This is a genomic window from Pseudomonas sp. PDM28 (assembly GCF_019219115.1).
In the GTDB taxonomy this organism is placed as follows: domain Bacteria; phylum Pseudomonadota; class Gammaproteobacteria; order Pseudomonadales; family Pseudomonadaceae; genus Aquipseudomonas; species Aquipseudomonas laurylsulfatiphila.
Genome location: NZ_JAHUWG010000013.1, coordinates 1 through 12274 on the forward strand (window position 1 = coordinate 1; position 12274 = coordinate 12274).

The following is a 12274-nucleotide window of genomic DNA, read 5'->3' on the forward strand; positions in this document are numbered from 1 at the left end:
AAGCTCGCTCCCACAGGTATTCGGTACATCTGCAAGATTTCGATCGGCTGGCAGGCCGTCATCGCGAGCAAGCTCGCTCCCACAGGTATTCGGTACATCTGCAAGATTTCGATCGGCTGGCAGGCCGTCATCGCGAGCAAGCTCGCTCCCACAGGTATTCGGTACATCTGCAAGATTTCGATCGGCTGGCAGGCCGTCATCGCGAGCAGGCTCGCTCCTACAGTTTTGAATTGAGCACGGTCAGGAAAACCAGGCCGGCCGGTAGGCCGCCTCGGCTGCTTTTGATCTGCCCGCCCCTTCGGAAGGCTGAGTGGAGGTGTTCATCCGGGGATGGGCGCGCAGCGCCGTTCGACGCAGTCGAACTCATTGCATGTAGGTCGAAGCGAAGCCGACCGGAGGGCAATGCCCCCGGATGAATACCGCAGCGAAGGTACCCCGAGCCTCAGCGAGGGGCCGTACGTTCGGGGCGAGCGTTTTTTGCTTCCTTTTTTAGGCGCTTGTAAAAAAGGGAGTCGCCGTAAGGGCGAAACCGCCAGCCGCCGTTACCTAAATAACGGATATGTACTCAACCAAAAAACCAAAACTACACCCCCAGACGAAACTGCTTGGGCGTAACCCCAAACCGCTTACGAAACGCCCGAATAAAATTACTGGCCTGCCGATACCCCAACCGCTCGGCTATCCGCTCAATCGGCTGATCCCCTGCCGTCAACCAATGCCGCGCCAACTCCAGACTGTCGCTACGACTATCTTGCGCCGCCGCAGTCTGCCAATGCCGCAACATGCTCTGATGCAAAAACGCATTAGCCCCCAGCAACGGTTCATCAAGGCTAACCGCTGGCAGGCTCAAACACGGATGTGCCCCCTCCAGCACCTCGATGCCCACGCTACGCAACCACTGCCCGGCTGCCTGCTGCGGCGTCAGGTGAACGCAGACAAACACCTCCGCCGGCGCCCGTCCCAAACGTCGGGCAATGTTGCGCACAAGCGTCAGGGTCGCCGCATCGAGGCCGAAAAAATGCGCCTGCCGGTCAGCGTTGCGCAGGTGCAGGCGGGCCTGCCCGTCACCCTCCTCCAGTTCCGCCACCACATAGTTGGTCACCCGTGGCAGGAAATCAGTGAAGCACGCCAGGCTCGCGCGCAAGGTGGCGGCGGAGTCCAGCAGGATGTTCAACCCCCGCAACGTGGTGGTCGCCATGCCATTGACCAGCTCACAGCCAAACGACACCCCCGCGCCCGCACGTTCGCATTCGTTCCACAAGCGCTCGACCAGGTGCGCAGGCACCTGCAGATCCTGCCCTTCGAGCAACGAAAGACAGATGCCGGCCCGTTGCAGCAGTTGGTCCTGACACAGGCCGGACTGCCGGGCATGGCTGAGAATGGTGCGGGTGAAGGCGCTGGAAATGAACGGTTGGCTGGTCATGGCACGTTACGGCGAGAAGACAGGCGTGTACTTATGCCAGCCTCTGTGTTATCGATCCAATGCATTAAAAGTATTCGCAAAATGCAGGAGACGCATGATGGATCTACGACAACTCCGCCACCTTGTCGCTCTGGCCGATTACCGCAATTTCGGGCGTGCCGCCGAGGCGATCAACCTCAGCCAACCGGCCTTCAGCCGCAGCATCCAGACCCTGGAGCGCGACCTCGACTGCGCGCTGGTGGAGCGCAGCAGCCGCGAATTCCGCCTGACGGGCCAGGGTGAACTGGTGCTGCAACATGCCCGGCGCCTGCTCGCCGGTAGCCAGGCCCTGCACAACGAACTGACGCAATACAACGGCCTGACCGGTGGCGAGTTGCACTTCGGCTGTGGTCCGTATCCGGCACAGTTGCTGGTGCCCGAGGCGCTGGCGGAATTCATCCAGGCGCACCCGGCGATCCGCATCAGTTTCCACCAGGGCGACTGGGAACAACTGGCGGTCTGGCTGCGTGAACAGCAGATCGAATTCCTCGTGGCCGACGCGCGGTACTTCACCGGCGACCCGCAATACCAGGTGCAGCTGTTGCGCCCCCGGCGCGGGCGGTTCTTTTGCCGTGTCGGTCATCCCCTGGCGCACCAGCAGGACCTGTCCCTGCGCGCCCTGCTCGACTACGCGGTGGTCGGCACGCGAATACCGCCGATGATTCGCAAGATCCTCGCCGACGCGCAGGGCGAGGCGGACTTCAACCCGAGCGTGGAATGCGCGCAGTTCGATGCCATCCGCCGCGTGGTGATGCGCTCCGACGCGGTGGGCATCGCGACCATCGAGGCCCTGGCCGAACTGGCCGACCAGGGCCTGATCCGCCTGCTGGAGTTTGCCGATGTGCCCAAGGACGACCCCGGCCTGCAATTGCACTACGGCATCGTCAGCCGCGCGGGGCACTCCCTGACACCGGCGGCGCTGGCGATGGTCGAGGCGGTGCTGACGGTTGACCGGCGTTTGTTGGCGTCGAACTAAGGCTTGCCTGCAACGCCGCAATCCTTGTGGGAGCGAGCTTGCTCGCGATAGCGGTTTGTCATTCAACAATGATGTCGGCTGACACGGCCCAATCGCGAGCAAGCTCGCTCCCACAGGGTTCGCCGTTGCCTTGATGTCACGCCCGCCGCGCCAGCGCCTGCAATGCCCGGGGCTCACCAAGGGCGCGCAGCAGGCAATGCATCGCTTCCTCGCGGCTGCGCTCGAAGCGATAGCGGGACTCGATGTACAGCGCCAGTTTCAACTCCACGGGTTCGTCCAGGGGCAGCGGCACCTGTTGCAGGCCCAGCACACTGGCGACCCGGCTTGGCAGGCTGATGCCCAACGGCTGTCGGTCGGCGATCAGTTTCGCGGCCAGGGTGCTCTGGGTGCTCATCGCGATATGGCGGCGCAGGCCTTTCAAGCCCAGTTGCAAGTCCACCGGGCTGAGTCCGTCGCGGCGGCTCGACACCTGAATCTGCGGTTGCTCCAGATATTCCTGCAGGGTGCGCGGCGGCGCCTTGAGCGCGGCGCCATAGGCGAACACGTAATGGTCGGCGGGCAATACCTGCTTGTGCAGGCCGGCAAGCCCGGCCAGCGGCTGGTCGAGGTCGATCAGGATATCCAGCTTGCCGCTGGCCAGGTCCTGCAAGGCGTCACGGCGCCGGGGCTGGAAATAACGCACCTGCCAATCGGCATGGGGCGATTCGAGCAAGGCATCGAGCAGCACCGGTTGCAGGCAATCCAGACAACTGATGCGCAGCAGCGGATTGTTCTGCCGCGCGGCGGGGATCATGCGCAAGCCATCGCGCAATGACTCGAGCGCCGCACGCACGTAGTCGGCCAGACGATGGGCGACCAGTGTCGGCGTCACGCCCAGGCGACTTTTGATGAACAGCGGATCGCCGCACAACTCGCGCAGGCGACGCAACGCGTTGCTCATGGCCGGTTGCGACAGGCACATCACCTCGGCGGCACGGGTGACGCTGCGCTGCTGGTAAATCGCATCGAAGGCGAGCAACAGGTTCAAATCGAGCTGGCGTAAATCAAGCATGGTCTTGCTCCGGCAAATCGCTTAACGTCGGGCAGCCTAACCAGTGTTCCGGAACAAGCTGTGAGCCCTACATGACAAAAAGCGATCAGCCAATGCACGATCAAGCCATACCCAATGCGTTCTACGCGCCGACCCTGCTGCCGGCCATCGAAGAGCTGCTGGCACGCGGTGTGGACCGCGAACACATCGAAGGCCTGTTTCGTCGCAGCCTGTTCGAGTTGCGCACACCCTTCATGCGCGTTCCGCTGTTCATGTCGCGGCGCTTCTGGGCGTTTGCCCTGGAACAGAGCGGCGACCCGCTGATCGGCCTGGCGGCCGGTCGGCGCTTCGTTTCCACCGCCACCAATGGCCTGACGTACCTGTTCGACGTGGCCGAATCACTGGACAGCGCCTGCCAGTATTTCGTGCGCTTCTTTCCGTTTTTCAACGGGCATTTCAAGGCGCAGATCCTGCGCGGCGGCGACACCGTCGAACTGCGTCTGCTCGATTGCGGCAGCGTGAAAGCCAGCGCAGCCACCGCCGATTACATCCTCATCAGCCTGTGCAGCATGTTGCGGCGCAAGTTCCTCGCCAGCGGCCTGGGGCGCGATCCGGTGCTGGGCATCGGGCTGACCGGGCCCTGCACCGCCAACCCGCAGGATCACGAGCAAGCCTTTCGCGCCCCTGTGCAATGGCAACAGGCACAACACTCGATCCGCCTCGATCCACAACTGTTCGTCATCCCGTTGACGCCCGGCAATCATGAACTGGAGCAGACACTGGTCGAACTGCTGGAGCAGACCCGACGCAACAGTGAACCGACCTTGCTGGAGCAAGTCTGCGACCATTTGATCGTCGACCTCGCACAAGCCAACTGGCAGCAATGGTGTAGCGCCCAGCATCTGCTCGAGCGCACCGCAGCCCGACGCTTGAAGGCGTTGGGCTGGAGTTTTTCCGAGTTGCTCGACGAGTACCGCCGCTACCGGACCGAAGACTTTCTGCAGGGGACAGACCTGGAGCTGGTGGAGATTTCCGACCGCCTGGGCTACAGCGATGTACAAAGTTTCAACCGCGCCTGCCTGCGGTGGCTGGGGTGCGCGCCGGGCGCCTGGCGAGCCCGGCTCCTGCAAGGGACCATGCCCACGCTGAAACTGTAGGAGCCAGCCTGCTGGCGATGGACTCTAATGCGCCGCGTTCATCCAGCTCACCCGCGTTATCGTTGACGACCATCGCTGGCAAGCCAGCTCCCACAAGGGACAGTGAAAGCCACAAAAAAACCAGGCTCGTGCGTCACGGGTGTCATCGGTTTTTTGCGTCCCCCCGGTTTCCAGCTACAAATGATGGGTGGGTTGAGTGTCCGCAATCCTGACAGCGATTGTCACGGGTCGGACGACGAGGGATGGCTGCGGTTTTAGGGATGGTCAGGCGCATGGCTCAAGGCAAGTATCGCTCCGACATTGATGGGCTGCGCGCTGTCGCGGTGATTGCAGTGCTGCTGCATCACCTCAAGGCCGGCCTGTTGCCCGGCGGCTACGTGGGCGTCGACATCTTCTTCGTCATCTCGGGGTTCCTCATCACTTCCCAGGTGTTTTCCGAGGTCAAGCGCAATGCGTTCTCGCTCAAGGGCTTTTATCAGCGGCGCATCAACCGCATCGTACCGGCGCTGGCGACGGTGTTGCTGGCGACCGTGATCGCCGGCGCCTTCATCCTGTCTCCGGTCGACCTGGTCCGGCTCAATGTCAGCGCCCTGCTCTCGCTGCTGGGCGTCTCGAACATCTACATCTGGGTCAAGTACGGTAACTACTTCGCCGCCGATGCCAGCGAAGCGCCTTTGCTGCACACCTGGTCGCTGGGTATCGAAGAACAGTTCTACGTCATCTGGCCGCTGTTCATCGTGTTGCTGTATCGCCTGGCGCCGCGTTACGTGTTGCCCGTGCTGGCCATCGGCGTGGTGCTGGCGGTGGGGGTTTCCGAGTACGCGACGGGGGTCTTCGCCACGGCCGCCTACTACCTGCTGCCCACGCGTTTTTTCGAACTGATGCTGGGCGGGCTGTTGGCGATCTACCTCCATTCACCGCGCGTGATCGGCAAACGGGCGGCCCATGGCTATGCACTGGCGGGCTACCTGCTGATCGGTTTCTCGCTGTTTGCCTTGAATCCCAACTCCACCTTTCCCGGGATCAACGCCTTGATTCCATGCCTGGGCGCCGCCTTGCTGATCCTGGCCGGCAGCGGTGAACGCCATTCACGCTTGCTCACCAGCCGGCCCATGGTGTTTGTCGGCCTGATCTCCTACTCGCTGTATTTGTGGCACTGGCCGCTGATTGCCTTCCTGAACTACGTGGAAATCCCCATCGACCTGCCCGTGGGCGCGCTGCTGATTGCCGCCGCTGTCCTGCTGTCGTGGCTGTCCTGGCGGTACGTCGAAGTGCCGTTTCGCCGTACCGGGACCAGCCTGCACTTTGCCCGGGTGTTCACCCGCCGGTTTGCCCTTCCGGCGTTGGGGCTGGCTGTGCTGGCGGGGCTGAGCCTGCAGTTCAACGGTTTTCCACAACGCTTCAACGCCGGCGTTTCGGCACTTGAAGCGATGACCCTGAACAAGCCTGCCGAGGTCCGCCGCGGCTGCCATGTGCCCAATGCGCTGTACAAGACCGAACCTAACGAGCACTGCCGGCTGGGCGCAACCAAGGATGAACTGGACGGCATCATGATCGGCGACTCGTTTGCCAATCACTTCACCGGCATGGTCGACATCCTGGCCAGGCCCAACAACATCATGCTCATGGACTACACCATGGACTCCTGCCCGCCGATCCTCGGCTACACCGCCGAAATGCCTGCGGTGTATGCGGCCCATTGTGCCAAACGCAACGAGCGGGTGTTCAGCCTGATCGAGCAGAACAAGTATCGCTACGTGGTACTGGCGGCGATCTGGCCCAAGGATGACCGGGCCAGGGATCTGGTCGAGGCGAGCCTGCGGCGGGTGGTGGAGAACAGTGGCCAGGTGATCGTCATCCTGAGCAACCAGCACATCGAAAAGGCCGCGAGCTGCCCGATTCGCCGGCTGATGTTCGGCACCGGGCGCAACTGCTCGGTCGCCCAGAGCGTTCTGCCGCCCTATTGGGCGGACGTGCAGGCCCGGTTCCCGCAGATACGCTTCATCGACCCCAATCAGGTGATATGCCCGGCCGGCGTGTGCAGCCCGATCATCGAGGGTCAGTTGCTGTACCTGGACGACTCACACTTGAACGAAGTGGGCTCGCGGTTTATCGGCCACACCTTGCTCGATCGTGGCTTCTCCCTGCTGCACGACCCCAAGGCCATCCCGCAAACCGCCGACGCCAGGTTGGGTGCCAGCGTGGTCAATTGACACCACCTCCACCCGCTCACGGGCGCCCGGCAGAAGGTGCGCCCGGCTCATGAAACCGCCAATGGCCAGCCTCTCTGTCGATCTGTCGGATCGTTGAATTTGCCATGCCCCGGCAGGCACCTGCCAATAGTTTGTCGGTTGATCCTTGACGATAGCATTGCGCCATACGTGCGCAAAAACTGCTGCACTTTGGGGAAAAGCGTCAAGAAACCGGTGACTCAAATCTGACACACTCAAGCTGCTACAACCCTTGTATTTCGCGGCTTACGACCGTTTATCGCTTTCTTTGGGCTTTCGCCAATCGCCCAAAATCGGGGGCAAACCCAACAGTGGTGCGAGGTTGATGGCAATTGGCCCCCCGAGTTTGGGGGTGTCTTGCCCATTTAACATGCCGGATGGCTGACGCGGTTTACCGAGGCTGGTCTATACCCCTTTTGACAGTTTTACTTCGCGACTCTCCACCGTCTTACGAGGCACGCCAATATGGACGTGAGCGTATTTGGTACGGGCTATGTTGGCCTGATACAAGCAGCGGCACTGGCCGATGTCGGGCATCGTGTCCTGTGTGTCGACATCGACCCGAACAAGATCCGGCAACTGCAACAGGCCGTGCCACCGATCAGTGAGCCAGGGCTTAGCGCCACCCTTGAAGAAAACATCAAGGCCGGTCGCCTGCTCTTCACCACCCAGGCCAGCGATGCGGTGGAGCATGCCGATCTGATCTTCATCGCCGTCGGTACGCCCGCCGACGAAGACGGTTCCGCCGACCTCAGCCATGTGCTGAACGTGGCCCGGCAGATTGCCAGTTTCATGGAGGCCGACCGCACCCTGATCATCAAGTCCACGGTGCCGGTCGGCACGGCGGACCAGGTCAGTGCCACCGCTGTCGAAGAGTTGCAGCGCCGCGGCAAAGGCTCGTTGAAGGTTCGGGTGGTGTCCAACCCGGAGTTTCTCAAGGAAGGCAGTGCCCTGGCCGATTGCATGCGCCCGGACCGGATCATCGTCGGTACCGCTGACGATGAAGCCCGCAGCCAGATGAGCGACCTCTACGCACCGTTCTGCCGCAACCGCGAAAAACTGATGTTCATGGACAATCGCAGTGCCGAGCTGACCAAGTACGCGGCGAACGCGATGCTGGCCACGCGCATCAGCTTCATGAACGAACTGGCCAACCTCACCGAGTTGCTGGGCGCCGATATCGAAGCGGTGCGCAAGGGCATCGGTTCGGACCCGCGCATCGGTTACCACTTCATCTACCCCGGTTGCGGCTTCGGCGGTTCCTGCTTCCCCAAGGACCTGCGCGCCCTCCTGCACACCGCCGAGCAAAGCGGCATGCCCTTGCGTCTGCTGCGCAGCGTGACCGAGGTCAACGACCGCCAGCGCCATATTCTGTTCAGCAAACTCAAGGCGCAATTCCCCGGCGGGCTGGCCGGCAAATCCATCGCCGTGTGGGGCCTGGCGTTCAAACCCAACACCGATGACATGCGCGAAGCCCCCAGCCGTTATCTGATGGAGGCACTCTGGGCCGAAGGCGCGAGCGTGCAGGCCTACGACCCGGAAGCCATGTCCGAATGCCGGCGCCTCTACGGCTACCGCGACGACCTGCATCTGTGCGCCACCCGCGATGACACACTCGAAGACGCCGATGCCCTGGTGATCTGCACCGAGTGGAAGAACTTCCGCGTGGTCGACTACGACCTGCTGGCGAGCAAACTGCGCTGCCGGGTGATCGTCGACGGGCGCAACCTCTACAACCCGGAACAGGTGGCAGCTGCCGGCCTGCACTACAGCGGCATCGGCTTGCGCCACATCGTGCCCGAGGCCGTACGGCCATGAAGATTCTCGTCACCGGAGCGGCCGGTTTCATTGGTGCCCATTGCGTGCTGCGACTGTTGCGCGACGGCCACCAGGTGTTCGGCCTGGACAACTTCAACAGCTACTACGACCCGCAACTCAAGCACGATCGCGTGCGCTGGGTGCAGGAGCAGGCACGCCCTTTCCCGCTATCAACGATTGACCTGGCCGATGCCACGGCCATCGAGACGCTGTTTGCCGAGGAACACCCTGAAGTGGTGATCCACCTCGCGGCCCAGGCCGGTGTGCGCTACTCCCTGGAAAATCCCCGGGCGTACCTGGACAGCAACTTGAGCGGTTTCCTGAACATCCTCGAAAGCTGCCGCAACCACCCGGTCAAACACTTGATCTACGCCTCGTCCAGCTCGGTGTATGGCGCCAACCAGCACACACCCTACTCGGTGCGCGATGGTGTCGATCATCCGCTCTCGCTGTATGCCGCGACCAAGAAGTCCAACGAGTTGATGGCCCACAGCTACAGCCACCTGTTCGGCATTCCCTGCACCGGGCTGCGCTTCTTCACGGTATACGGCCCCTGGGGACGGCCTGACATGTCGCCGATCCAGTTCGCCCGGGCCATCGCCGAAGAGCAGCCACTGAAGCTGTTCAACTACGGCGAGCACCAGCGCGACTTCACCTACATCGACGACATCATCGAAAGCATCACGCGCCTGATCGAGTGCCCACCGCAAGCCGATGACCAATGGGACCGCGAACACCCGGACCCGGCCACGAGCATGGCGCCCTGGCGGATTTTCAATATCGGCGGCCAGCACCCGGTAGCGCTCAAGGATTACCTGGCGCTGCTGGAAAAACACATGGGGCAAAAAGCCCGGGTCGAGCTACTGCCGCTGCAGCCCGGCGATGTCCTCAACACCTGCGCCGATGCCAGCGACCTGGCTCGCGCGACCGATTTCCAGCCGCGCATCGAGCTGGATGAGGGACTTGGGCGCTTCGTCGCCTGGTTCCGCGCTTACTACTAACCCAATAATTAGAACTAACTAAGTAACTATATAATTAGCACTAACCAAGTAATTAACTGATTAACACTAATCAACTAATTAATTAGTGATTAATACTAACTAACTGCCTATCGCCCACGCCGCACGCGGCTGAACTTTGCGGAGGAATTATGACTGGTCATGAGAAAAGTGTGCCCCTGGACACAATGCGCAGGGACAAGCGCATGGACCCCGAGCACCGCATGCGCATGGACGCCGCCATTCACATGCAGGGACGTGGCTGGATGACCGGTCGCGACGGTGGCCGACCCTGGACCCTGTCGCGCACCAACCGCGTGTTGGCCAGCTGCGGTGCGCTGCTGATCCTGGTGCTGATTGCGCCGGTGCTGCTGGGCCTGGCGCTGGCCATCAAATGTACAAGCCCGGGGCCGGTGATGTTCGTGCAGAAACGCACCGGTTACCGCGGCCGCCTGTTCGGCATGTACAAGTTCCGCACCATGGTCATCAACGCCGAGGAGCTCAAGGAGTCCCTGCGGCACCTGAACAAGCACGGCGCCGACGCCATCGATTTCAAGATCGACAAAGACCCACGCATCACCGGCATCGGCGGCTTTCTGCGGCGCACCAGCCTCGATGAACTGCCGAACCTGTTCAACGTCGTGACCGGCGACATGCGTCTTGTCGGCCCCCGGCCCACTTCGTTCAACGCCTACCGCTACAAGGACAAACACCTCGTTCGCCTGAGCATCTACCCCGGCATGACCGGCCTGTGGCAGATATCCGGGCGCAGCAATATCGATTTCGACCAGCGCGTTGAGCTGGATCTGCGTTACATCGCCCAACAGAGCCTGCTGCTTGATTTGAAGATTCTGTTGAAAACCCCTTTCAAAGTATTCAGCGGCCACGGAGCGAGTTAAATGGACGGTTCAACTGCTAAAAGCCTCAGCATTGCCAGCCCGAGCGAGTCCAACCTGACATCGACCGTGCTGGACCAGGACCTGCGGATCCTGTTCCTGACCGCCGCCAACCCCGGCGCGGGCACCACCACCAGCGCCCTGGCGCTGGCCAGCCAACTGGCGCAGATGAGCAGCGGCCTGGTGCTGCTGGTGGACGCCAGCCAGTCGGCGACCAACCTCACGCAACAGTTGGGGCTGACCAGGGAACGGGGGTTTCACGACTTGCTGTTCAACACCCAGAACCCGCCCTTGTTGCAGGACTGTGTGGTGAACGTGTCCAGCCTGCCGTTCCACGTCCTGCCGTTCGGCCGCCAGCCCCGGGGTAACGAACACATGACACCTGAACGCCTGGGCCCGCTGCTCGATCAACTCGGCAGTCAGTACCGCTTCGTGGTGATCGACGGCGATGCCGTGTATTCGGATTCCGACACCCTGGCCATCAGCACCCAGGCGGACGGCGTGGTCATGGTCGTGCGCTCTGAAGACACTCGCTGGGAAGTGGCCCAGGCCGCGGCCCAGCGCCTGAGCCAGGCTGGCGCGAAACTGGTCGGCAGCGTGTTCAACCGACGCAAGTACTACATGCCCAAGTGGCTGTACAAAAACCTGTGAGCCACCAGATAAGGATGACGCCATGAACGCCAAGATGCTTGTCCTGCTGTTGCTGCCGCTTGCAGGTTGCTCCAGCACTTCCTCCGACCAGTCCCAAAGCATGCCGGTGCAGATCCTCACGGCCCCGCCGGCCAATGCCCAGGCCACCGACGTGCCCAAGGTCGAGCAGACCTTGCGGCCACAAGATGTACTGGACGTGATTTTCCACATCAGCACCAGTGGTTCCGACGCCTATCGCGTGCAGTCCGGGGACATGATCTCGCTGAACTTCACCGCCGCCAGCCAGCTCAACGGCAACCAGCTGGTGCTGCCCGATGGCACCATCGAACTGCCCGGGGCCAACACCTCGGTGAAAATCGAGGGACTGACCCGCGATCAGGCTCGTGATGCGATTCAGCGCGCCTACGACCGCAAACAGCTGTTCCAGCCCAACCGCAATCAACTGTCGGTGAACCTGGTGAGCCCGCTGACCAATGAACAGAACCTCAAGTCCGTGCTCAACCACCCCGGCACCGGCATGAGCCGGGAAATCACCGTGGGCACCGACGGCTACGCCAGTTTCCCGGAAATCGGCGCCGTGCCGCTGCAAGGCATGACCGTCAACCAACTGGAGGCCTTCCTCAATAAACGCTACGCCACCTTGCCGGGGCGCATGACCGTGGACGTGCTGCTCAAGTCCACCGCCGGCAATGAGATTTTTGTGCTGGGTGAAGTCGGCCAGCCGGGCTCCTACCCGATCCGCCGCCCGGTGTCGGTGCTTGAGGCCCTGACCATGGCACGCGGCTCCAACGTCAAGGCGCGCCTGGACTCGGTGATGATCATGCGGCGCAACGGCAACCAGGTGGTCGCGCATCGTTATGACGTGGAGAAAGCCTTGTCCGGCGATGCCTCGCAGATCGCCTACCTGCAGGCGGACGACATGCTGTACGTGCCCAAGACCAAACTGGCCAGCGCCGGCGAGCTCGCCCGGCAACTGGCGGACGTGGTGTTGTTCCAGGGCGTGGGCATGAGCTTCAGCTATCGCGTCGACAACAAAGACAGCAACGACTAACTCT

The 12274-nt window shown here is 62.0% G+C and carries 10 protein-coding genes and 1 pseudogene; 9 read left to right on the forward strand and 2 right to left on the reverse strand.

Annotated features, from left to right (window positions below; genetic code table 11):
• A pseudogene (locus KW841_RS26630) lies at window positions 1-234 on the forward strand (hypothetical protein); the annotation flags it as partial.
• Window positions 235-583: 349 nt separating this feature from the next.
• On the opposite strand, the gene KW841_RS26635 reads toward KW841_RS26630, so the two are convergent.
• Window positions 584-1423: an AraC family transcriptional regulator gene (locus KW841_RS26635; protein WP_218480337.1), complete on the reverse strand. Its 840-nt coding sequence runs from the start codon at window positions 1421-1423 to the stop codon at window positions 584-586.
• Between the two features lie 94 nt (window positions 1424-1517).
• Between KW841_RS26635 and KW841_RS26640 the strand changes: the two genes are divergently transcribed.
• A complete protein-coding gene (locus KW841_RS26640) occupies window positions 1518-2438 on the forward strand; it encodes a LysR family transcriptional regulator (protein WP_256357968.1) in 921 nt (306 codons plus the stop codon).
• A 136-nt stretch (window positions 2439-2574) separates the two neighbouring features.
• On the opposite strand, the gene KW841_RS26645 is transcribed toward KW841_RS26640, so the two are convergent.
• Window positions 2575-3489 carry a LysR family transcriptional regulator gene (locus KW841_RS26645; RefSeq protein WP_218480338.1) on the reverse strand — a complete coding sequence of 305 codons (915 nt, stop codon included), beginning with the start codon at window positions 3487-3489 and terminating at the stop codon, window positions 2575-2577.
• A 71-nt stretch (window positions 3490-3560) separates the two neighbouring features.
• Between KW841_RS26645 and KW841_RS26650 the strand changes: the two genes are divergently transcribed.
• The 7 genes from KW841_RS26650 to KW841_RS26680 all read left to right on the forward strand — a co-directional run bounded on the left by KW841_RS26650 (window position 3561) and on the right by KW841_RS26680 (window position 12270).
• Window positions 3561-4625 (forward strand): AraC family transcriptional regulator, encoded by a 1065-nt coding sequence (locus KW841_RS26650; protein WP_218480339.1) that lies wholly within the window; start codon window positions 3561-3563, stop codon window positions 4623-4625.
• Between the two features lie 272 nt (window positions 4626-4897).
• Entirely contained in the window at window positions 4898-6838 is a 1941-nt protein-coding gene (locus tag KW841_RS26655; RefSeq protein WP_218480340.1) for an acyltransferase family protein, read from the forward strand.
• Between the two features lie 483 nt (window positions 6839-7321).
• Window positions 7322-8674 (forward strand): UDP-glucose/GDP-mannose dehydrogenase family protein, encoded by a 1353-nt coding sequence (locus tag KW841_RS26660; RefSeq protein ID WP_218480341.1) that lies wholly within the window; start codon window positions 7322-7324, stop codon window positions 8672-8674.
• A complete protein-coding gene (locus KW841_RS26665) occupies window positions 8671-9675 on the forward strand; it encodes an NAD-dependent epimerase (RefSeq protein WP_218480342.1) in 1005 nt (334 codons plus the stop codon). Before KW841_RS26660 ends, KW841_RS26665 begins: the two co-directional genes overlap by 4 nt.
• A 149-nt stretch (window positions 9676-9824) precedes the next feature.
• Complete coding sequence (locus tag KW841_RS26670) at window positions 9825-10571, forward strand: sugar transferase (RefSeq protein WP_218480343.1); 747 nt, start codon at window positions 9825-9827, stop codon at window positions 10569-10571.
• Window positions 10572-11219, forward strand: coding sequence for a CpsD/CapB family tyrosine-protein kinase (locus KW841_RS26675; RefSeq protein ID WP_218480344.1), 648 nt, complete (start codon window positions 10572-10574; stop codon window positions 11217-11219).
• 22 nt (window positions 11220-11241) lie between these two features.
• Entirely contained in the window at window positions 11242-12270 is a 1029-nt protein-coding gene (locus KW841_RS26680; protein WP_218480345.1) for a polysaccharide biosynthesis/export family protein, read from the forward strand.
• The last annotated feature ends 4 nt before the right edge of the window (window positions 12271-12274 follow it).